Source organism: Croceibacter atlanticus HTCC2559, from assembly GCF_000196315.1.
GTDB classification, from domain to species: domain Bacteria; phylum Bacteroidota; class Bacteroidia; order Flavobacteriales; family Flavobacteriaceae; genus Croceibacter; species Croceibacter atlanticus.
On record NC_014230.1, the window covers coordinates 1,740,860 to 1,761,427 of the forward strand.

Here is a 20,568-nt window from a genome sequence, read left to right on the forward strand (position 1 = left end):
AGCTTCAAGGTTTACTTGAAGCTTTTTTTTATGCTAGCAATCGTCTAAGGAGCCAAAGTAATCCTTAACTAAATCTATGTATTCTTGTTTTGCTTCATCAATAGTCATATTTCTAGTTTGAAAAAGCGCATTAGTTTTAAAAGCACTAATTAAAGGCTTGCTGCCACTTGGTCTTTGAGAATCGTGATTAGCACGCTTGTAATAGGCATAAAGTTTTAATAATGTATCTGCAGGAAAAGGATCTTTGTGTGCGTTAACACAGTCTACAGCATGTTCAAACTCTTTGTCCAGTTCTTCAGAAGACATTCCTATAATTTTGCGATAGTTGTAAGACCTCCTTTAACTTTTTGGTTAAGAGTTACGTCTAGTTTTGTTCCTATTGGTAAGTAAAGATCTACACGAGAACCAAATTTTATAAACCCGCTGTCACTACCTTGTACTACCGTCTGCCCTTCTTGAGCATAGTTTACTATACGCTTTGCTAAAGCGCCAGCTATTTGTCTATAAAGTACAGCGCCTATAGTATCATTTTCTACAACAACAGTTGTGCGCTCATTATCTTCACTTGCTTTAGGGTGCCAAGCTACTAAGTATTTTCCAGGATGGTATTTACTGTATTTTACAACTCCATTTATAGGATGTCTTGTTACGTGAACATTTATAGGAGACATAAATACAGAAACCTGTAAACGCTTATCTTTAAAATATTCCTTCTCAAAAACCTCTTCAATAACTACCACTTTGCCATCTACAGGAGATACAACTTGCTTGTCGTCTGAATAAAATGTACGTTTTGGGTTTCTGAAAAATTGAAGGATAAGCACAAAAAATATAATTATAGCAATTAGTATTAATCGTTTAATCCAAACCGAATCAATAAGAAACTCAGATGCCAATGCTATACCAATAGCAAGGAATAGTGTAATAAGGATGATTTTATAACCTTCTTTATGGAACATAGTTAAGTAATTCTAAATAAGTATATATAAAAGGACTTGCAAAAAGAATGCTGTCCAGTCTGTCAAACAAACCACCGTGGCCAGGCATTAAATTTCCGCTATCCTTTACTTCTGCTTGTCGTTTAAATTTAGATTGTATAAGATCTCCAATAGTACCAAAAATACTTATAATTAATGCAATTACAAACCAATGCATAAGACTTAACTCATTGGTAAGTAGTGTAACAACCCAAGCTCCTAGTATAGAAAACACAAGACCACCTATAAAACCTTCAACAGATTTTTTAGGAGAAATACGCTCATAGAGTTTATGCTTTCCAAAGTTTTTCCCGATAATATAAGCCCAAGAGTCATTAAACCACACGAGCGCAAAGCAACCAAAAATAACATCTGGAGCATAATAGCCTTGTGTGCTAGGTATTAATGTTAAAAAGATGAGAGAGCCTATAAGGTAAAAGAAAACTACAATGTATTTCTTCTGATTAAATAACGGAATCTTATTTATTACCAGTAAGTCTTTTATTAGTACAGAGTTTACAAATAGTGTAGCTATTAAGAAAACGTAGGTAGCATTATCATTAATATCAAAATAGCTGAAAGCTAAAAAACACCCTATTAAAACAATGTATGCTATATAGCTTTTTACAATTAATAGTTTCTGAAGTTCATTAATTACTACTACACCAAAAAGAAAAAATAAGGTTAGGAATGCTTCTTGAGAATGAAACATGGCTCCAACTAAAAGTATTGCGTATAACAATGCCGATAATAGCCGAACCCCAAATTCTTTCATCTGTTAGTAGTTAGTTTAGTTCTTTGAGATACTATAGATTAAGCCAAGTGCAAGATTAGTTCTAGTAAAAGTAGCAAATGGAATAAGTTGTTTAAAGATCTTCAAGAAGCAGCAAATATAGGTTTTTTGTTGTACTTCCATAAGCCATAAAGTCATCACTTTTAGATTCTCCAAAGTGTTTTATGGTAGTTATGTTAGATGGAATTCCTGTTTTGCTTTTAGATTTTATGCGGCGTAAACCTTCACTAATATCTTCAACTAGCTGACTAGTACCCGCTAAGATCACAAAATTTGAAGGTAATTCTGAAAGTTTTTTCTCTTTAATTTGATTACTTGTAACAAGTAAAGCACCATTATTTGCAATAAGATACTCACAACCGCCAAGGTAAAATTTAGAACTTTCATTTGTATTGAACTCTAAATTAAAACCATCAAACTTCTGCGTGAAATGACTGCTAAGGCAGCAAACTTCACTTTCATACCAATCATTTTCTAAGAGTATGTTATCAAAAGCATCTAATACTTCATCTTGATTTTCGCAATAAATAAATTTACCGCCATTCTCTATGAAGTATTTCATGAAGCGTTCATCTACAGGTAGCTTAGACTGAGGCATATATTTGCCTTCAGGCTTAGGTTGTTCGCCTTTGTCTTGAGATTTTCCTTTTTTGAATACATCAAAAATGCCCATTAAACTTGAAAATTTACGTGGTAATTAAACACCTTAAAATCAAAGGTAGTTAATATGAATCTATTCTTCAAGTATGGCTTAAAGAGCTTTGTCTTCACCAGATTCATCCTCAGCTTGTGTAGGCGTAGGAACCTCTTGGCTTACAAGATCTTCTTCTGCGTCATTATCTTTTTCATAAGAAACGGTACCTTTTAATTGTACTGCTTCACTTTTTTCGAAAGGACGTTTTCCAAAGATTTTTTCAAGATCATCTTTAAAGATTACTTCCTTTTCAAGAAGTATTTCAGCAAGCTCTGTAAGCTTATCTTTATGTTGACTTAAAAGATCTATTGCACGCTCATATTGTTTTTCAACAATTTCAGAGATTTCTTTATCTATTAGCTCAGAAGTCTTTTCACTGTATGGCTTACTAAAGTTGTATTCGTTTTGTCCTGAAGAATCATAATAGGTAATGTTCCCTACTTTTTCACTCAGACCATAAATGGTAACCATAGCACGTGCTTGCTTAGTAACCTTTTCAAGATCACTTAAAGCACCAGTAGAAATCTTATTGAAGATTACTTTCTCTGCAGCACGACCACCCATTGTAGCACACATTTCGTCTAGCATTTGGTCTGGCCTTACAATTAAGCGCTCTTCTGGTAAATACCAAGCGGCACCTAAAGATTGTCCTCTAGGAACAATAGTAACCTTTACTAAAGGCGCAGCGTGCTCTAACATCCAACTTACAGTTGCGTGACCAGCCTCGTGAAAAGCAATTGCTTTCTTTTCGTCTTTAGTTATAATTTTATTTTTCTTCTCTAAACCACCAACAATTCTATCTACAGCATCTAGGAAATCTTGTTTTCCGACAGCTTTATTTCCTTTACGAGCAGCAATTAATGCAGCTTCATTACAAACATTAGCAATATCTGCTCCAGAGAAACCTGGTGTTTGCTTAGCAAGAAAATCTACATCTAGTTCTTCAGCTACTTTTTTAAGCGGGCGTAAGTGTACTTCAAAGATTTCTTTACGCTCTCTTACATCTGGTAAGTCTACATAAATTTGACGGTCAAATCGACCTGCACGCATTAATGCTTTATCTAAAACATCTGCACGGTTTGTAGCAGCTAAGACAATAACGTTTGTATTGGTGCCAAAACCATCCATCTCAGTTAATAACTGGTTTAGTGTATTTTCACGTTCATCATTTGAACCTGACATATTGTTTTTTCCACGAGCACGACCAATAGCATCTATCTCATCAATAAAGATAATAGCTGGAGACTTGTCTTTGGCTTGTTTAAATAAATCTCTAACACGAGATGCACCAACACCAACAAACATTTCTACAAAGTCTGATCCACTTAAGGAGAAGAACGGCACTTTAGCTTCACCTGCAACAGCTTTTGCTAATAATGTTTTACCTGTTCCTGGTTGTCCTACCAATAAGGCTCCTTTAGGAATTTTACCACCAAGGTTAGTATACTTATCTGGATTCTTAAGAAAATCTACAATTTCTTGTACTTCTTCTTTTGCACCTTCTAAACCAGCAACGTCTTTAAAAGAAACTTTTACGTCTGTATTTTGGTCAAATAGTTTTGCTTTAGACTTTCCTATATTAAAGATTTGCCCGCCTGGACCACCGCCACCACCAGCGCCACTCATACGGCGCATAATGAAAATCCAAATACCGATAATTAAAACAAAAGGTAATAATGTGAGTAGGATGTCTCCCCAAACATTGCTTTCTGTTTTATAAGTTACCACAGTAGAAATACTGTTGTTTTTCTTAGCATCGGAAATCATGTTCTCAAAATTCTGCAGGTCACCAAACTCAAAAGTGTAGTCTGGAGTACCAGCAGCTGGTAAGAATTTAGAATCTTCTGTCTTTTTATGGGTGTCTTTAGCTTTAGCTTCATCTGTTAAAAACACTTGAGCCATTTTGCGGTTAACAATAACCACACGCTTTACATCTCCATTTTCAAGATAGGTTTCAAACTCTGCAGGATTTGTTTTAGATGGTTCGTTAAAACCACCACCAGCAAAGAATTGTATGCCTAGAAATATTAATATGATACCTGCGTAAATCCAGTAAGGACTAAACTTAGGTTTTTTAGGTTCCTGCGAGTTTTTTCCAGCAGGTTTTGCTTTATTAGGTTGCTCTTTAGCCATGTTGTAGGATCAAAAAATTAATAGGCAGTTTCAATAGATGTAACTTTGGCATCTCCCCAAAGTCCTTCTATATCGTAGTATTCTCTTATATGTTTTTGGAATACGTGAACAACAACGTTCACATAGTCTATAAGAACCCATTCACCGTTTTCACTGCCTTCTACGTGCCAAGGCTTATCTTTAATTGCCTTGCTTACGGTTTTTTGGATAGAGCCAACTAATGCGTTGACCTGTGTGTTGGATGTACCATTGCAAATGACAAAATAATCGCAAACGGTGTTTTCTATCTCTCTTAGGTCCAAAATATCTATATCTTGTCCCTTTACATTTTCAATACCTTCAACAATATATGAAATCAGTTCGTCTGTCTTTATTTCTTTTTTCGCCATTAAATTATTTTCTTTCGACAAAGTTATTCTTTTTATGCTTATTTTTCAGTAGTTAGCCGTACAATAAACGTGCCTTTAATCTTAATTTAACAATGCGCATCATACGTGTCAGTCAAACAGCTTCAACAAACTCTTTTTTAAAGGAGCTTCATAGAGAACAATCATTTAAGGAATCTGTTTGTGTAATTGCAGAACAACAAACTGCTGGAAGAGGACAAAAAGGAAATGTCTGGCTTACAGAACCCTTTCAAAATCTAACATTTAGTGTGTTATTGCCAGATATTTTAATTCCGCTTGAAAATCAATATCAGTTAAATATGCAATTGTCATTAGGCTTATTAAAAAGCTTACAGGTATTAAATGTCCCGAAGCTTTCTTTAAAATGGCCCAACGACATTATGTCAGACTCCAAAAAAATAGGAGGTATTTTAATTGAAAACTCAATAACCGGAACACATTTAAAACATAGTGTGATTGGAGTAGGTTTAAATGTAAATCAAACTAGTTTTGAAGGCCTGCCTAAAGCAAGTTCATTAAAACTATGTAGCAATACAGCATTTAATTTAGATGAAGTCTTACAGACAATTCTCCATGAGTTAGATAAATTGACTGAGTATTTAAACACTTTACCATTTAAAGTAACAAAAAGAAATTATGAAGAAGCTTTATTTAGGAAAGGTGTAATTTCTGTGTTTGAAGATTTAGAGGGCTTTAAATTTAATGGTGTAATTAAAGGCGTTACAGATAGTGGTCTTTTAAAAGTAGAGACAGATGATGCTCTTAAACTCTTTGATCTTAAAGAGGTGAAGCTTTTATTTTAAAATAAAACGCCAACCCTTTAATAATTAGGTTGGCGTTATTTAAGTAATGTATTTATTTTGAAACTATAGTTTTCCCATATTTTCGCTAAGTGTAGCTATAAATTTCTTAATTGGTCCTTTTATCATCATACCCATCATAGCATTAAACTCACCGTTAAATTGTAACTGTACGTCGCTGCCTTCTTGAGCCTCTTCAATATCTGCAGTTAATGTAAATGGAAGTTTGTCACTTTTAGCACCAAGTACAACTTGGTTGTGAGGTGTTGTTTCCTTAATTACAAGCATAATTTCTGGCATTCCTTTTAATTGAAACAGGAAGCTTTCATCGTCTATCTTCTTGAAATTTTCAAGAGATTCTGGCATAATGCTTTTATAATTGTCTACGTTGCTCAAAAAATTAAATAGTTCTTCTTGAGATTTTTGAGTATGTGTTTTTGGTGATTCTAAAGTCATAATTGTAGGTCTTAGTGTAGGTTAAATGCTATTAAAGTGCGGAAATTTATTTTGACACTGTTGGTGCCCAGTTAGAAGGATCTTTTCTCCAATTTTGAAGTGTTTCTGCCTGATCTTGGTAAATGTAATTTGTTTGGCTGGCTTGCTCAATTAAATGCTCATAATCACTAAGTGTATGTAGCTCTACATTGGCAGATTTAAAGTTTTCTTTTGAAACATCGAAACCGTAAGAAAAAATGGCAAGCATTCCTTTTACATTAGCGTTTGCCTCATGCAATGCATCTACAGCTTTAAGACTACTCATACCTGTACTAATAAGGTCTTCTATAACCACCACTGTTTGGCCTTCCTCTAACTGGCCTTCAATTTTGTTTTGGCGACCGTGTTTTTTAGCTTCTGGACGAATATATATAAATGGCAGGTTTAAATAATCTGCCACAAGCATACCAATACCAATAGCACCAGTAGCTACACCAGCAATAACATCTGGCTTGCCATAAAGCTCTTCTACTTGTCGAGCCATATGCTCACGAATAAAATTTCGAATTGTTGGGAATGACAATACAATGCGGTTATCGCAGTAAATAGGGGATTTCCATCCGCTAGCCCAAGTAAACGGTTCTTGTGGTTTCAATTTTATTGCGTTTATTTGCAACAATAACTCAGCCGTTTTCTTGGCGGTTTCTTTATCTAAAATCATACTGCAAATGTATAAAGTTTTTGTGAATGATGTGCCAATAATGCTTTCTACTGAAAAGCAAATAGGCAAGGAGTATACCAATATTCCCATAAAGATTGCTAGGCTTAAGAAAATCATTAAAAAAATAAAGAAAGGAAAACTTACCTACGTTAACCTTTACCATAAAAAAGAGGAGAAACTCTTTAAGCATTTAAAGCGAAAACTACCTGTAGTTGTTGCTGGAGGCGGACTGGTTTATAATGACAATCAAGAAATTTTATTTATTTATCGAAATGATAAGTGGGATCTTCCTAAAGGTAAGATCGAGAAAAACGAAACAATAGAAGAGTGCGCTATTAGGGAAGTTTGGGAAGAAACTGGCGTAGAAGACCTAAAGATTACCAAACTTATTACTAAGACGTATCACGTTTTTAAACGTAATGGCAAGTTAAAGCTTAAAGAGACTTGGTGGTATGAGATGCACACCCCTTATACTGGCGAACTTACACCACAGCCAAGTGAAGGTATTGAAAAGGTAAAGTGGAAAAACTTTGCAAAGTCTCAGAAAGCATTGCAAGGCTCCTATGAAAACATAAAGCTATTGTTCCCTAAAGAGTATCTTACAATGCATCCTAATGACCGTGTTGGTATTTAAACTTCTGTAGAGTCTGACTTGCTACCGAAAATCTTTTTCTTAAAGATTCCGAAAGCGCCTACTACACCAATGGCTATAACTTTCCAGAATTTTAGTATTAATGCAAAAAAACCAGCTTTTGCTAAAATTTTACCAGCAATTAATCCACCTATTCCGTAAGCGGCGACAGTATCTATGTCTGGGTTAAAATCTGCATATCTGTTTCCTTCATTAAACTCTACACTACTTAGTATAGGATCTAAATCATTTTGAACCATAGGTAAAACATTCATTTCTCCAATAACATTCATAGTTAGAAACCCTTTTCTACCTAAAACTCTAATGTTATAGTTTAATGTGTTAGTTTCATAATTTTCAAAATGAAGTTCTTTAGCCCAATGTAATTTTTTGGTAGTATTATCATAATATGGTGGTTGTGCCCAACCAATAAGTTCTATACCATCATAGCCTAATTTTTTACGTTCTTCATTCATAGCTTCAGACTCTTCTTGCATGGTTTCTAAAAGCTCATCATAATCTATATCTTCTGCATCTTCATCTTCAATAAAGCCATCTTCTGTATAGGTAATTTCTACAGCGTATGTAAAGTTGTCTGAAAGTGGATCTATATCTTCTGGGAAAAGTAAGCCTAAAGTTTCTTCAGGCATATTTCCCCACAGGTCTTCTAAAACGTATTTAGATTGCTCTGCATTTAAAAATTTATAACCACTAGGTACTTGTAATGTGGCTAGGTCTTCATTTAATGAAATTGATCCGTATTCATAGTTAAACGATGCGTGAATACTGTCTACAAGAATTTCGTATTCTTCATCTGATAGTTCATCAGACTCAACTTCTGTGTCGTCTAAAATTGTAGTTTCGGTAAGTGTTTCCACATCATCCTGTGCAATGGCAACGTAGGAAAATGCAATTAATGCAATAGAGAGTAAAAAATGTTTCATGTTGATATATGGTAAGTTAGGTTATAAATATATATCAAATTGAAACCCTTAATTTTCTACAAGATTATTTTTTGTGAAAATTTAAAGGATTGTTGTAGTATTTATTCTAATCTGTAAACAGGATACTGTAAATGAGCACTTTCGTAATTTGGGGATTGTTTATGTAACCAATCTAACTGCAAATACCAATTACTTCTAAATGATTTATCTGATGCTTTTTTGGCTTCAAATTCTTCTTTAAGTTTTGGGTTATCTTTTAATAGTTTTTCAGCTACCTCTTCAAAAACATAAGGTGAAAACCCTTCTTTTTGTTGAAGTATACTATCAAAGAAATTCCAATTAAAAAACGAATCGATAGCAGATGGTTCTAAGGTTTCTAATACATACCTAATTCCTGGCTGGTCGGTATCAATTTTATAATCACCTTTCCTAAATGTAATTTGGTTTTCAGTACCAGTTACTTTTGTATTTGAATGAAGGTAATGACCTTCATAAGCACTATTACGTGTTTTATAATCATCTATTCGGTAAGCTGTTACTGTTAGCGTTGTATCTTTATCGAATCTCTCTAGCTTAATTTTATTTAAACGTAGTAGCGAGATGACCTCTTGCCAACCTTGTGGTATAATATAAGATTTAGGAACAGATACAGTACGTGTTGGTGTAATGTTATTGTAATAAGATACTTCTTTTGTAAACGGTTTGTCGCGATCATACTTTAAGCGTTGTAATCCTGTAACCTTGCTTTTAATACGTTCTGCCTCATACCCTTTAAAATTTAATGAAGATTTAGTCGTGCTGTCTGTTTTATATTCTAGCGGATATTCGGTTAAACCTCTATAATAGTCTTCATTTTCTTGCCTTAGTTTTTTAATTGTTTCACCATCTTCTTCAAGCATATCGATTACGGTTCGCATAAACTCATAAGTACCTTCCACACGTTGCTTATAAGGTTTAAGCATATGCGTTTCAACCATCATTCCTAATGAATTGAATAGAGTAGTGTACCCTGTAGAATATCTTGGATGATCCATAAATTGAGAAAACCCAGTTTCAGGAACTTGATTAAATACATTTACGTAGGGAGTAATAGGCCAATTCTTCTTTTCTAATTGATCTTCTAAATTTGGCATAAAACTGTTGTGTAAATAATTACCCAAACTGCCGCCTAATTTATTATGCTGTGTAAATAAATGTGTTAAAGTATATTGGTAATCTGCGCCGTTGCTCACATGATTGTCAATAAATACATCTGGCTTTAAGGTGTGGTAAATTTTTGCAAATGCCTTTGCATTTTTTGTGTCAGACTTTATAAAATCTCTGTTTAAGTCATAGTTTCTTGCGTTACCTCTAAACCCGTATTCTTTAGGACCGTTTTGGTTGGTTCTTGTTGTACTGTTTCTATTTAACGCACCACCAATATTATAAACTGGTATTACTGCGACTATAGTATTTTCTGGAGCTTTAATTCTGTTTTCGGCAAAGTCCCTTAGTAACATCATAGAGGCATCTATACCGTCACTTTCTCCTGGATGAATACCATTATTAATTAAGATTATATTTTGTTTTTCACCATCATTAAACTCAGACTCAAATGTGCGATTGGCATTGTAGGTAACAATATGTAGAGGTTCACCAGAATCTGTGTCATCCATTTCATAAATGGCAATTGCTTGATGAGATTCTGCTAAATTTTGATAATACGTAATAACCTCTTCATAAGTAGCGGTTTCAGTTCCGTTAGAATTTTCAAATCGTGTTTCAAAATCAAATTCTGTAGATAGTTTGTATTTTGAAAAGTCGCAACTGCTCAAACTAAAGATGCACAACATTAGAAGTGAAAAGCGTAAGATCATAATTGTAATTTTAAATGCTAAAGATATTGATTATATAAAAAAGTGACGATAGCAGACGCATTTCATTTCAAAAACGTAGTTTAGTCTTATTAATTCTATTCTTAACTTATGAAGAAGGCGCTTTCTATCTTGATGCTTTTATTTATAAATGCCATTTTTAGTTATAAATATCTTTCTAGGGAGTTTGACAATGCTTGGATTGTTGCGGCTATTTTAGTTGTAATACAACTCTTTGGTTTTCTTTATTTAAGTAAAATTAATATACCTAAAAAATTGTTTAATAGCGCTGTTATAATAACAGGGTTAGGAATAATAGCTTTAGTTGTAATTGCTTATCTAAAAATTCCATTAGACACATTAAATGTAGACAGATGGAGTGTTATAGATTCATTTTGGTCTTTTTATTTTGATGGTAAGTATCCTTATTTGGCAAGTTCTCATATGGGAAATCCGCCAGGATCTATGCCAATGTACTTTATACTATCCTTGCCTTTTTGGTGGTTGGGCGAGTTAAGTATTTTTAGTAGTCTTGGCTATTTATCTATACTCTATCTATTAGTATATAGGTATAACGATTTAAAAACTCGCAAAGGTATATTGTTATATATAATGACCTCTATTTTTATGGTTTGGGAACTTACAGTAAGAAGTAATATAATTACAAACACAGTGCTAATTATGATTGCTTTATATTGGTTACAGCACTCAGATATTAAGAACTTAAAGAAGAGTTGGCCTCTTGCAGTAGTATTAGGACTATTATTAGCAACGAGAGGGAATTTTGCAGTTGTTTACATATTATTCTTCATGTTTCCATTAGTGAAAAAGCAAGTAACATTTTTACAGTTATTTAAATTTACAGCACTTTCTGCAACTGCATTTGCTTCTGTTTTTTTAATTATTATAGCAGTATATGGTACAGTGTTTTTTGAGGCAAACCCATTTATATTTCACTCTACATTGTTTGTGCCTACATCATATATTATAGCATTTTTTGTAATTGCATTTGTACTTTCATTCTTCTCAAAAACCCAAGACGACTTGTATTTTTACAGTGGTTTAACTTTGTTTAGCATTATCTTACTTTATGCTATTAACCTAGTAAATATTTACGGTTTTACAGAAGCTTATACAGAGCGCAGTTGGATAGATATTTCTTACTTTTTATTTTCTGTGCCATTCTTATTATTCTATTTACTTAAAAGCCAGCCGGTAGCTTCAAAATAAAATCTTTTAACTAAAAAATTAGTTTAAACTAAATATTTAGTTATATTTGAATATTCAGTAACGAATTTATTCAAATTTTGAAGACACTTACCAAAGCAGAAGAAGACGTAATGCAAATCCTTTGGGATTTGGAAGAAGCTAATGTAGCCTCTATTATAGAGAAGTTGCCAGAGCCTAAACCTGCCTATAATACCATATCGACAATTGTTAGGATTTTAGAAAACAAAGAATTTGTTGATTACAGGAAAGAGGGCAGAGGCCATATTTATTTTCCAAAAGTAAAAAAGGAAGACTATAGCCATAAAACCCTAAATAAGTTTGTTGATGGCTATTTTCAAGGCTCATTTAAAAGTATGGTGTCTTTTTTTATGAAGGAAAATGATATTAGTATTTCTGAATTAGAAGATGTCTTAAACCAAATGAACAAAAATGAAAACTCATGATACAGACAATTATAGAAATACTAGTGTTTCAAGTACTGTTTTTAGCAGTGTATGAGTTGTTTTTAAAGAATGAAACCTTCTTTAATGCAAACAGAATATACCTTTTGGTAACACCAATCTTAAGTTTGGTACTTCCCTTTATTTCGTTAGATGTATTTAAGACAGAAATAACAACACCATTCTTCCAGCAATTACCAACTGTTTTTATAGGAGATGTTTCAACAGTACAACAAACAGAATCATCTGTATGGTCATTACCTATGGTTTTGTGGTTAGTTGGATCTGGTATTGCCTTATTGTTAATGTGTATAAAGTTAATTCAGCTTTATAAGTTGAAAGAAAAGGCTACTCAAGAAAAACTAGAGCAATGTAAAATCTATATAATTCCGCAGTCCACCTTGGCGTTTTCATTTTTCAATACTATTTATATAGGTAAGGATATTTCTGAGCCTAAGCGTAAAAGCATCTTAGATCACGAGCTGGTTCACGTTAAAGAAAAACATTCCTTAGATCTTTTTCTATTCGAAATTTTGAGAATTGTGTTATGGTTTAATCCACTAGTATACCTATTTCAAAAACAATTGCGCGTATTACACGAGTATATAGCAGATACTAAAGTAGCGGCACGACAAACCAATTCTAATTATTATCAAGACTTACTTACAGAGGTCTTTCAAACACAGAACTTATCATTCACCAATACATTTTTCAATCAATCTTTAATCAAAAAACGAATCATTATGTTACACAAAAACAGATCAAAATCGAAGTTTAAACTAAAGTACCTTTTAACAATTCCATTAGTATGCGGAATCTTATTTTACACCTCTTGTCAAAGCGACAACTCTGTAGTGCAAGAAGATACATCTGTTGAAAACAAAATTGTAGAGTTAGAAATGTCTTTAGAAGATAAAGGCTCACTCACAAAAGAAGAGCAAGTGCTTTTAACTAATCTAAAAGCAATAACAAACAAGGAGGATACCTACCTTAAAAATGGTAATGTAGAAGTTATAGAGGTTGTTGAAACAGATGGCTTAGCTACAACGGATGTACCTTTTTCAATAGTTGAGCGTGTGCCTACATTTCAAGGATGTACAGGTACAAATACTGAGTTAAAAACTTGTATGTCTAACAAAGTTTCTCTGTTTGTACAGGAAAATTTTGATGTAAAACTGGCAAAACGTTTAGGGTTAAGTGGTACACAGAAAATTTATGTTGCATTTAAAATAGATAAAACAGGAGAAGCAACAGATATTAAGGCTAGAGCACCTCATCCAGAATTATCTGAAGAAGCAACACGTGTTATTTCTAAATTACCTAAAATGTCTCCAGGATTGCAAAGCGGTAAGCCTGTAAATGTTTTATACTCTTTACCTATAGTTTTTGAAATTGCAGAATAAACTAATTACATATATACTAATAAGTATTTGCATTGTAACTAAAGCCCAATCTCAAGATCGGGCTTTAGCTATTGCAGACAGTCTTTATGCTATTGGCAGTTACACAAATGCTATAAAAGCTTATAACAGCTCTAGCTATAAAAACAACCAATTACTTAAAATAGCAAAAGCCTATGAAACTTTAGGTCAAACTAATTCTGCTTTAAAATATTACAAGAGTTATATAAGAGTTAATCCAAAATCAACAACTGCTATTTTAGCTTACGCAAAACTATTAATATCTAAAAATGACTTTAAAACTGCAGACAGCTTACTATTAAGTATATATGATGCTAATAAAGACAATCCCAATATACCTTATCAATTAGGGATATCTAAAGATGTTCAGAAAGATTCTTCTGCAACACAATATTTTGAGCAGACATTAAAAATAGATAGCACGCATACAAATGCTAAATATAGATTAGCAAAATTTTATGTTGTTAAACGAAAGTTTAATAGAGCAGAACCTTTAATTACGTCGTACTTATCTAACAATCCAGATGATATTAGATTTTTAAACTTACAGGCACTTCAATATTTTCACCAAGAGAACTATCACGACGCGATAGTGCATTATAATGAGTTGCAAGCTTTAGGAGAACATACAGAACAACTCTATAAAAACTTAGCGGTATGCTACTCAAAAACCTATCAATACAATAAATTGATTAGTGTTTATAAAGAGTTATTAAATACGTACGACAATCAAAATGGCTCTTGGCACTATGGCTTAGGACGCGCTTATTTTTTTGAGGGTAAAATAGATGAAGCTCAAAAGCATATAAATTTAGCGTTACTTATTTTAGACCAACCTTTAGATGATTATTATTTAAATTTTGCAATGACCTATGTTGAGCAACAAAACTATGCTGAAGCTATAAAGTTTTTAAAAATTGCTATTGAAGAAAATTCTGAGAATAAAATGGCTCACTATCAATTAGCAGTGGCTGCAGATAATTATTATGAAGATAAAAACGCTGTATTAAATATGTACCAGCGTTATATTGATAAATTTGGTACAGAAACTAATTTAAGCATTCTGGTGAAACGAAGAATGAGTGATTTAAAGAAAGAACAGCATTTTAATGCAACAGAAAAAGATAACTAGAATTACTTTACACGAACTGCCTTTGGAACTAAACCCGTATAATCACCATTGTTTCTAATTACATCTCTAACAATTGAAGATGAGATATAGCTCTTGCCAGAAGAGGTTAGTAAAAACACAGTTTCTATTTCTGCCAACTTTCTATTAGTATGCGCTATAGCTTTCTCAAATTCAAAATCTCCAGGATTACGTAAACCACGCAATATAAATTGGCAATCGTTTTTCTTCGCAAAATCTACTGTAAGACCTTTGTAGGTTACTACTTTTATCTTAGGCTCATCTTTAAAAGTTTCCTCTAAAAAATTCTTACGCTCTTCAAGAGAAAACATATATTTCTTATCGGCGTTTACACCTATAGCCAAAAATACTTCATCAAAAAGTGTGAGACCACGTTCAATAATATCGTAATGCCCTAATGTAATAGGATCAAAAGAACCAGGAAAAATAGCACGTTTCATAAGGTTGGAGTCTTAGGAATTGTTAGTGAGATAAAGATACTTAATTAAAAATAGACTAGTGCATTGCAGCAGCTATCACATTACTAAATAAATCTTTTAATGAAATGCCAGCTTCTGCAGCTTGTTGTGGTATAATGCTAGCTTCACTTAAGCCAGGACAAGTATTTACTTCAAGAAAATGAGGCTCATTATTATGAAAGATAAATTCTGCTCTTGTAAGCCCTTTTAACTTTAAGGTCTTGTAAATTTTAATTGCTATTTGTTGTACTTCATCACGTTGGGCATCAGAGATTCTGGCAGGTGTTATTTCTTGAGATTGCCCGTTGTATTTTGCCTCGTAATCAAAGAAATCATTTTCAGAGACAATTTCTGTTATTGGTAAAGCGGTTATAGTAGTGTTGTAGGTAATTACACCTACAGAAACTTCTGTACCATCTAGAAAACTTTCAACCAAAACTTCATCATCTTCTTTAAATGCTACATCTAATGCCTTTGGAAATTCTTCAGCATTATAAACTTTACTTATCCCAAAACTGCTACCAGCTTTATTTGCTTTCACAAAACACGGTAAGCCAACTTTAGAGATAATCTGATTTACATTTACAGTGTCTCCTTTATTTATAAACACATTTGTAGCGGTTTTAATGCCATAAGGTTTAAGAACGCTAATAGTATCCCTTTTATTAAAAGTGAGTGCGGCACTATAAAAATCGCAAGCAGTTTGAGGTATGTTTAACAGCTCCAAATAGGCTTGTAGTTTACCATCTTCGCCTGGTGTGCCGTGTATTATATTAAAAACAACATCAAACCTTATTGTCTTGCCTTGCTTTATAAAAGAAAAATCATTTTTATTTATAACATAACTATGATTTTCATCATCAAAAGCTAGCCATTCTTCTTTAAGTATATGTACTCGGTAAGGTGTGTATTTTTCTAGGTCAATGTGTTTGTAAACAACATTTCCGCTGTTAAGTGAAATTTGAAATTCACTTGAATATCCGCCCATAGCGATGGCCACAATTGTTTTCATTTTCAATAAAATTAGAAAGGAAACGTTATTTGCTTAACAATTTCAAAAGTAACTCGAAATACGCTACTAACAAAACGCAAGCTATTTTATATCTTTGCGTCTTAACCTTCACAAATGAGCATTGTAAAATTTATTTTTAGTAAGACATTCTTAATTCAAGTTGTCTTAGCAATTGTAGCAGTTTTTGTAATCTGTTATATCGCATTATGGTATTTAGATATATCTACCAATCACGACCAGCGTATCGAGGTTCCAGATCTTTCTAGAATGGCATTAGATCAGGTTGATACTCAATTGGAAGAGCTAGACCTTAGAAGAGAAATATTAGACTCTGCTAATTACAATCCAGACTTCCCTAAATATTCTGTGATAGAGCAAGTACCTGCTGCAGGTAAGTTTGTGAAAGAAAATAGGAAAATATACCTTACTTTAAATCCGTCTGGTTATGGAACTATCGAAATTCCTAACCTTATAAGACGTACGCGTAGACAAGTAGAACCTACATTACGTTCTTTAGGGTTTGAGATAGGAGATGTTACTTTTAAGCCAGATATTGCTAAAGATGCTGTGCTAGAGTTACGCCATAAAGGCAAACGTATAGAACCAGGTGATATGCTTATGAAAACGTCTAAGATTGATTTAATTTTAGGAGATGGTTCTGGAAGATATAATGGTAATCTGGATAATGATGATGATAATGACGGAACACAAGACACCAATGACACAGAACAGTAAACTTAGCCCTAAAGGGTTTGACACATCAAACTCATCAGAAGATAATGATGATGACCTGTATGAACACTATGCCTTTACAGCTAGCAAAGGACAGGAACCGTTACGAGTAGATAAATTTTTAATGAATTTCATTGAAAATGCAACACGTAATAAAATACAGAAAGCAGCCAAAGAAGGTAATATTTATGTAAATGATGCTGTTGTAAAACAAAACTACAAAGTAAAAGCAGGCGATGAGGTTAAGGTGTTATTTGAGCATCCGCCTTATGAAATGTTGCTTACGCCTGAAGATATACCTTTAAACATTGTTCACGAAGATGACGATGTACTGGTAGTTAATAAGCCTGCCGGTATGGTTGTTCATCCTGGTCATGGTAATTACTCAGGAACCTTAATAAATGCATTAGTTTTTCACTTTGATAACTTACCAAATAATAGCAGTAACCGTCCAGGTTTAGTGCATAGGATTGATAAAGATACAAGTGGTTTATTAGTTGTAGCTAAGACAGAACATGCAATGACGCATTTGTCTAAACAGTTTTTTAATAAGACAAGCTCTAGAGAATACATAGCCTTAGTATGGGGAAATGTTGAAGATGATCAAGGTACTATAGAAGGTCATATTGGAAGACACCCTAAAAATAGATTACAGAATACCGTATTTTTAGAAGATGATGCCGATGAAAAAGGTAAGCCAGCCGTTACACATTATAAAGTGATAGAGCGTTTAGGGTACGTAACATTATTATCTTGTAAATTAGAAACAGGACGCACGCACCAAATTCGTGTTCATTTAAAACATATTGGTCATACTCTTTTTAACGATGAACGTTATGGAGGTGATAAAATCTTAAAAGGAACACACTTTAGTAAGTACAAACAGTTTGTGGATAATTGCTTTAAAACGTTACCACGACAAGCCCTACACGCTAAAACTTTGGGGTTTGAACATCCAGTGTCTGGCGAGTGGTTAAGTTTTGATTCTGAAATCCCAAAGGATATAAGTGACTGTGTAGACAAGTGGCGTAATTATGCCACACACGCTATGGACTAATAGCATCCTATTTCTCTATATTTCTATAAATAAATTCGTTGTCAAGCATTTTTAGCAACGCTAATTAGGTTGTATTTTTGACAATATATCCACGCCATTACTATGGTTATAATTAATGTTACGAGTATAAAGAATTGTTTATGAAGATAGTAGTTTCTCCAGCAAAGAGTTTAGATTTTGAAACCAAAATGCCTACCACGCGTGGTACACAACCCACATTTTTAGAACAGGCTGCTCAAATAAATAGAAAACTAGAGACTTTTTCTAAAGCTAAACTAGGTAAGTTAATGAGCATTAGTGATAAGCTTGCTGACCTTAATTACCAACGTTATAAAGACTTTACTGAAACTCATGACAAGAAAAATGCACGGCCAGCAATGTATGCTTTTGCAGGAGATGTTTACACAGGTTTAGATGCTTATACAATAGAAGAAGAAAAGATAGATGCTGTAAATGATAGATTACGAATCTTGAGTGGTATGTATGGAATTTTAAAACCTTTAGATTTTATACAACCATACCGCTTAGAAATGGGAACAAAATTACCTGTAGGACGAGGAAATAAAGACCTTTACGACGTATGGAAAGAACCTGTTACTACATACTTAAATAACGAGCTTGAAGATGATGAGTTATTTTTAAATTTAGCAAGTCAAGAATACTTTAAGGCAGTTGATACCAAGGCTCTAAAAGTTCCTGTGATTTCACCGGTTTTTAAAGATTTTAAAAATGGAAAACTTAAGATAATAGCTTTCTTCGCTAAAAAAGCGAGAGGAAGTATGGTACGTTATATAGTCGATAAAGATTGTAAAACACTTGAAGACGTTAAAGGTTTTGACTACGAAGGCTATCGTTTTAGTGAAGTACATACAGAGAAAGCACAAGAACCAGTTTTTATTAGATAGCTGTTAAAAGATTAATTTGAAAGACTATTAAATTTAGAACTACCTAAACCCGAAACTATCTTTCATCATACGCATCCATACCAGCCTTTTATTCCAAAACATACAACAAAACTGATAGTTGGTACATTGCCACCACCACGTTTTACAACGGGTACTTTAAAACCAAATGACGTGGCCTTTTCTTACGGAAGTATAGATGGTCTACTTTGGCCAGTTTTAGAACAAGTATTTCAGGTGTCTCTCGATTACGAAACCACAGATGTTGCTATTTCACAACGAAAAGCGTTATTAAAAAAACATCATATTGGTATTTGTGATATTGTGGATTCAGCATATAGAGATAAGGTTGACGCTTCAGATGTTGGATTGCGGGATATAAAATTAAGAGACCTTATAGCTTATCTGGAAAAGCATAAGACTATACACACACTATTGTTTACTGGTGGTAACAGTAAAAATGGACCTGAATATTTTTTCAGAAAACATTTAAAGGAATATCAGTTAAAATTAGAAGTAGTGAATAATGATGTGCCTAGAATACATCAATTTACAATGCCATCTTCTAACCGCATGATTACAACCGTATCTTTAACCTCACCGTCAGGATCTGCAAATAGAGCAGTAGGTAGTATACAGTTGTATAAAGATTTAAAAAAACAAAACCCGAAATTCAATACAATTGATTTCCGAGTCTTGCAATACAGAAAGTTTTTCACAAATCTGTAAGAGAAAATTTAAATGCCTTAAGCGTTTAAATTATTTTTTATTCTGTTGATCTTTGATTGTTTTTTCATCAATATCAACTTTATTAGTTTCTATATTTCTGTTTCCTGTAGGATTCGTTGGATGTTTTTGTTCCGTCTTCCTTTCAAATTTCTTATCCATAATTCTGTATTTTTTTGTTTGATATCTAAATTTAAATATTAAACAGAAGAATGTAAAACTATGACTTCTAAGACTTTGTTAAACTATCTTATGGTTTTAACAAATTGAGGAATATTTGCAACACCTTCTTTAGTAAGATGTTTTATAAATGCAGATCCTATAATTGCTCCTTTAGCATTTGCAGTAGCATCTTTAAAGGTTTGCTCATCTTTAATCCCAAATCCAACAATTTGTGGATTTGTTAAATTTAAATCTTTAATTCTTTTAAAATAAGATTGCTGCGCTTCTCCAAATCCGCTTGTACTACCTGTAACACTTGCTGAACTCACCATATAAATAAAAGCGTTTGAAGCCTCATCTATTTGCTTTATACGCTCATCTGATGTTTGTGGAGTAATTAAGAATACATTGGAAAGGTTGTGTTTTTCGAAAATCCCTTTATAATGGTCTTCATATTCTGCTAATGGTAAATCTGGGACAATTAAGCCATCAATACCTATTGCTTCACATTCTTTACAAAATGCTTCAAACCCAAATTGCAACATAGGATTAAAGTATCCCATAATAATTAAAGGGATAGAAACTTGAGATCTTATATCTCTTAATTGCTCAAACAAAAGTTTGGTAGTCATACCATTTTGCAATGCTTTTGTTGAACTTTCTTGTATGGTAGGTCCATCTGCTAAAGGATCACTAAAAGGTAAACCGATTTCAATCATATCTACACCGCTATCTTCGAGTGATTTTATGATTGTAACAGTATCGTTTAGTTCTGGATAACCTGCTGTAAAGTAAATAGACAAAAGTGTTTTGTCTTCAGCTAATGTTTTGTGTATTCTGTTCATAGTCTGCTAATGTCTTGCAAAAATAAGCAATCGTTAGAGCTTTAA

General features: G+C 33.2%; 24 protein-coding genes. 10 read left to right on the forward strand and 14 right to left on the reverse strand.

The annotated features are described in order from the left end of the window. Positions 1-33: 33 nt before the first annotated feature. From CA2559_RS07825 to rsfS, 6 genes are all read right to left on the reverse strand, one after another. Positions 34-306 (reverse strand): acyl-CoA-binding protein, encoded by a 273-nt coding sequence (locus CA2559_RS07825; RefSeq protein WP_013187327.1) that lies wholly within the window; start codon positions 304-306, stop codon positions 34-36. A 2-nt stretch (positions 307-308) separates the two neighbouring features. Beyond that, the gene (locus tag CA2559_RS07830) at positions 309-959 is read right to left on the reverse strand and encodes a phosphatidylserine decarboxylase family protein (RefSeq protein WP_013187328.1); all 651 of its coding nucleotides are present in this window, start codon (positions 957-959) and stop codon (positions 309-311) included. Further along, on the reverse strand, positions 949-1,752 hold the full coding sequence (locus tag CA2559_RS07835) for a phosphatidate cytidylyltransferase (RefSeq protein WP_041240959.1): 804 nt from the start codon (positions 1,750-1,752) through the stop codon (positions 949-951). The genes CA2559_RS07830 and CA2559_RS07835 overlap by 11 nt, the downstream gene beginning before the upstream one ends. Positions 1,753-1,843: 91 nt before the next feature. Further along, complete coding sequence (locus CA2559_RS07840; protein WP_013187330.1) at positions 1,844-2,443, reverse strand: LUD domain-containing protein; 600 nt, start codon at positions 2,441-2,443, stop codon at positions 1,844-1,846. Positions 2,444-2,521: 78 nt separating this feature from the next. After that, the gene (gene ftsH, locus CA2559_RS07845) at positions 2,522-4,597 is read right to left on the reverse strand and encodes an ATP-dependent zinc metalloprotease FtsH (protein ID WP_013187331.1); all 2,076 of its coding nucleotides are present in this window, start codon (positions 4,595-4,597) and stop codon (positions 2,522-2,524) included. Between the two features lie 17 nt (positions 4,598-4,614). Further along, the gene (gene rsfS, locus CA2559_RS07850) at positions 4,615-4,986 is read right to left on the reverse strand and encodes a ribosome silencing factor (RefSeq protein ID WP_013187332.1); all 372 of its coding nucleotides are present in this window, start codon (positions 4,984-4,986) and stop codon (positions 4,615-4,617) included. Between the two features lie 92 nt (positions 4,987-5,078). Here rsfS and CA2559_RS07855 point away from each other — a divergent pair, with 92 nt between their 5' ends. Next, a complete protein-coding gene (locus CA2559_RS07855) occupies positions 5,079-5,807 on the forward strand; it encodes a biotin--[acetyl-CoA-carboxylase] ligase (RefSeq protein ID WP_013187333.1) in 729 nt (242 codons plus the stop codon). 63 nt (positions 5,808-5,870) lie between these two features. Here the strand turns inward: CA2559_RS07855 and CA2559_RS07860 are convergent, their stop codons facing one another. Continuing rightward, entirely contained in the window at positions 5,871-6,260 is a 390-nt protein-coding gene (locus CA2559_RS07860) for an SRPBCC family protein (RefSeq protein ID WP_013187334.1), read from the reverse strand. Between the two features lie 46 nt (positions 6,261-6,306). Beyond that, the gene (gene pyrE / locus CA2559_RS07865) at positions 6,307-6,960 is read right to left on the reverse strand and encodes an orotate phosphoribosyltransferase (RefSeq protein ID WP_013187335.1); all 654 of its coding nucleotides are present in this window, start codon (positions 6,958-6,960) and stop codon (positions 6,307-6,309) included. A 7-nt stretch (positions 6,961-6,967) separates the two neighbouring features. Here pyrE and CA2559_RS07870 point away from each other — a divergent pair, with 7 nt between their 5' ends. Beyond that, positions 6,968-7,594 carry an NUDIX hydrolase gene (locus tag CA2559_RS07870; RefSeq protein ID WP_013187336.1) on the forward strand — a complete coding sequence of 209 codons (627 nt, stop codon included), beginning with the start codon at positions 6,968-6,970 and terminating at the stop codon, positions 7,592-7,594. Here CA2559_RS07870 and CA2559_RS07875 read toward each other — a convergent pair. Next, complete coding sequence (locus CA2559_RS07875; RefSeq protein ID WP_013187337.1) at positions 7,591-8,535, reverse strand: DUF2167 domain-containing protein; 945 nt, start codon at positions 8,533-8,535, stop codon at positions 7,591-7,593. The genes CA2559_RS07870 and CA2559_RS07875 overlap by 4 nt on opposite strands. A gap of 101 nt (positions 8,536-8,636) precedes the next feature. Further along, positions 8,637-10,391 carry a M14 family metallopeptidase gene (locus CA2559_RS07880; RefSeq protein ID WP_049787201.1) on the reverse strand — a complete coding sequence of 585 codons (1,755 nt, stop codon included), beginning with the start codon at positions 10,389-10,391 and terminating at the stop codon, positions 8,637-8,639. 108 nt (positions 10,392-10,499) lie between these two features. Between CA2559_RS07880 and CA2559_RS07885 the strand changes: the two genes are divergently transcribed. The 4 genes from CA2559_RS07885 to CA2559_RS07900 all read left to right on the forward strand — a co-directional run bounded on the left by CA2559_RS07885 (position 10,500) and on the right by CA2559_RS07900 (position 14,611). Further along, positions 10,500-11,618: a hypothetical protein gene (locus tag CA2559_RS07885; protein ID WP_041240961.1), complete on the forward strand. Its 1,119-nt coding sequence runs from the start codon at positions 10,500-10,502 to the stop codon at positions 11,616-11,618. A 77-nt stretch (positions 11,619-11,695) separates the two neighbouring features. After that, positions 11,696-12,061 (forward strand): BlaI/MecI/CopY family transcriptional regulator, encoded by a 366-nt coding sequence (locus tag CA2559_RS07890; protein ID WP_013187340.1) that lies wholly within the window; start codon positions 11,696-11,698, stop codon positions 12,059-12,061. Next, a complete protein-coding gene (locus CA2559_RS07895) occupies positions 12,058-13,461 on the forward strand; it encodes a M56 family metallopeptidase (RefSeq protein ID WP_013187341.1) in 1,404 nt (467 codons plus the stop codon). Before CA2559_RS07890 ends, CA2559_RS07895 begins: the two co-directional genes overlap by 4 nt. Further along, complete coding sequence (locus CA2559_RS07900) at positions 13,451-14,611, forward strand: tetratricopeptide repeat protein (RefSeq protein ID WP_238524702.1); 1,161 nt, start codon at positions 13,451-13,453, stop codon at positions 14,609-14,611. Before CA2559_RS07895 ends, CA2559_RS07900 begins: the two co-directional genes overlap by 11 nt. 2 nt (positions 14,612-14,613) lie before the next feature. Here CA2559_RS07900 and coaD read toward each other — a convergent pair whose 3' ends face one another. Continuing rightward, positions 14,614-15,069 (reverse strand): pantetheine-phosphate adenylyltransferase, encoded by a 456-nt coding sequence (gene coaD, locus CA2559_RS07905; protein WP_013187343.1) that lies wholly within the window; start codon positions 15,067-15,069, stop codon positions 14,614-14,616. A gap of 55 nt (positions 15,070-15,124) precedes the next feature. Beyond that, positions 15,125-16,099, reverse strand: coding sequence for a D-alanine--D-alanine ligase (locus tag CA2559_RS07910; protein WP_013187344.1), 975 nt, complete (start codon positions 16,097-16,099; stop codon positions 15,125-15,127). Positions 16,100-16,213: 114 nt separating this feature from the next. Between CA2559_RS07910 and CA2559_RS07915 the strand changes: the two genes are divergently transcribed. The 4 genes from CA2559_RS07915 (at position 16,214) to CA2559_RS07930 (ending at position 19,519) form a co-directional block, all read left to right on the forward strand. Continuing rightward, positions 16,214-16,834 carry a PASTA domain-containing protein gene (locus CA2559_RS07915; RefSeq protein ID WP_013187345.1) on the forward strand — a complete coding sequence of 207 codons (621 nt, stop codon included), beginning with the start codon at positions 16,214-16,216 and terminating at the stop codon, positions 16,832-16,834. After that, positions 16,818-17,888: an RluA family pseudouridine synthase gene (locus CA2559_RS07920; RefSeq protein ID WP_013187346.1), complete on the forward strand. Its 1,071-nt coding sequence runs from the start codon at positions 16,818-16,820 to the stop codon at positions 17,886-17,888. Before CA2559_RS07915 ends, CA2559_RS07920 begins: the two co-directional genes overlap by 17 nt. A gap of 140 nt (positions 17,889-18,028) precedes the next feature. Then, a complete protein-coding gene (gene yaaA, locus CA2559_RS07925; protein ID WP_013187347.1) occupies positions 18,029-18,793 on the forward strand; it encodes a peroxide stress protein YaaA in 765 nt (254 codons plus the stop codon). Between the two features lie 57 nt (positions 18,794-18,850). Further along, positions 18,851-19,519 carry a uracil-DNA glycosylase family protein gene (locus CA2559_RS07930; protein ID WP_041240962.1) on the forward strand — a complete coding sequence of 223 codons (669 nt, stop codon included), beginning with the start codon at positions 18,851-18,853 and terminating at the stop codon, positions 19,517-19,519. 30 nt (positions 19,520-19,549) lie between these two features. Here CA2559_RS07930 and CA2559_RS13970 read toward each other — a convergent pair whose 3' ends face one another. Continuing rightward, positions 19,550-19,678 carry a hypothetical protein gene (locus tag CA2559_RS13970; protein WP_013187349.1) on the reverse strand — a complete coding sequence of 43 codons (129 nt, stop codon included), beginning with the start codon at positions 19,676-19,678 and terminating at the stop codon, positions 19,550-19,552. Between the two features lie 83 nt (positions 19,679-19,761). Further along, positions 19,762-20,523 (reverse strand): tryptophan synthase subunit alpha, encoded by a 762-nt coding sequence (trpA, locus tag CA2559_RS07935; RefSeq protein WP_013187350.1) that lies wholly within the window; start codon positions 20,521-20,523, stop codon positions 19,762-19,764. Positions 20,524-20,568 lie beyond the last annotated feature (45 nt).

Excerpts from the sequence above, each read along its gene's own strand:
- CA2559_RS07825 (WP_013187327.1), bottom strand. The coding sequence starts at position 306 with ATGTCTTCTGAAGAACTGGACAAAGAGTTTGAACATGCTGTAGACTGT.
- CA2559_RS07830 (WP_013187328.1), bottom strand. The coding sequence starts at position 959 with ATGTTCCATAAAGAAGGTTATAAAATCATCCTTATTACACTATTCCTT.
- CA2559_RS07835 (WP_041240959.1), bottom strand. The coding sequence starts at position 1,752 with ATGAAAGAATTTGGGGTTCGGCTATTATCGGCATTGTTATACGCAATA.
- CA2559_RS07840 (WP_013187330.1), bottom strand. The coding sequence starts at position 2,443 with ATGGGCATTTTTGATGTATTCAAAAAAGGAAAATCTCAAGACAAAGGC.
- ftsH (WP_013187331.1), bottom strand. The coding sequence starts at position 4,597 with ATGGCTAAAGAGCAACCTAATAAAGCAAAACCTGCTGGAAAAAACTCG.
- rsfS (WP_013187332.1), bottom strand. The coding sequence starts at position 4,986 with ATGGCGAAAAAAGAAATAAAGACAGACGAACTGATTTCATATATTGTT.
- CA2559_RS07855 (WP_013187333.1), top strand. The coding sequence starts at position 5,079 with ATGCGCATCATACGTGTCAGTCAAACAGCTTCAACAAACTCTTTTTTA.
- CA2559_RS07860 (WP_013187334.1), bottom strand. The coding sequence starts at position 6,260 with ATGACTTTAGAATCACCAAAAACACATACTCAAAAATCTCAAGAAGAA.
- pyrE (WP_013187335.1), bottom strand. The coding sequence starts at position 6,960 with ATGATTTTAGATAAAGAAACCGCCAAGAAAACGGCTGAGTTATTGTTG.
- CA2559_RS07870 (WP_013187336.1), top strand. The coding sequence starts at position 6,968 with ATGTATAAAGTTTTTGTGAATGATGTGCCAATAATGCTTTCTACTGAA.
- CA2559_RS07875 (WP_013187337.1), bottom strand. The coding sequence starts at position 8,535 with ATGAAACATTTTTTACTCTCTATTGCATTAATTGCATTTTCCTACGTT.
- CA2559_RS07880 (WP_049787201.1), bottom strand. The coding sequence starts at position 10,391 with ATGATCTTACGCTTTTCACTTCTAATGTTGTGCATCTTTAGTTTGAGC.
- CA2559_RS07885 (WP_041240961.1), top strand. The coding sequence starts at position 10,500 with ATGAAGAAGGCGCTTTCTATCTTGATGCTTTTATTTATAAATGCCATT.
- CA2559_RS07895 (WP_013187341.1), top strand. The coding sequence starts at position 12,058 with ATGATACAGACAATTATAGAAATACTAGTGTTTCAAGTACTGTTTTTA.
- coaD (WP_013187343.1), bottom strand. The coding sequence starts at position 15,069 with ATGAAACGTGCTATTTTTCCTGGTTCTTTTGATCCTATTACATTAGGG.
- CA2559_RS07910 (WP_013187344.1), bottom strand. The coding sequence starts at position 16,099 with ATGAAAACAATTGTGGCCATCGCTATGGGCGGATATTCAAGTGAATTT.
- CA2559_RS07915 (WP_013187345.1), top strand. The coding sequence starts at position 16,214 with ATGAGCATTGTAAAATTTATTTTTAGTAAGACATTCTTAATTCAAGTT.
- CA2559_RS07920 (WP_013187346.1), top strand. The coding sequence starts at position 16,818 with ATGACACAGAACAGTAAACTTAGCCCTAAAGGGTTTGACACATCAAAC.
- yaaA (WP_013187347.1), top strand. The coding sequence starts at position 18,029 with ATGAAGATAGTAGTTTCTCCAGCAAAGAGTTTAGATTTTGAAACCAAA.
- CA2559_RS13970 (WP_013187349.1), bottom strand. The coding sequence starts at position 19,678 with ATGGATAAGAAATTTGAAAGGAAGACGGAACAAAAACATCCAACGAAT.
- trpA (WP_013187350.1), bottom strand. The coding sequence starts at position 20,523 with ATGAACAGAATACACAAAACATTAGCTGAAGACAAAACACTTTTGTCT.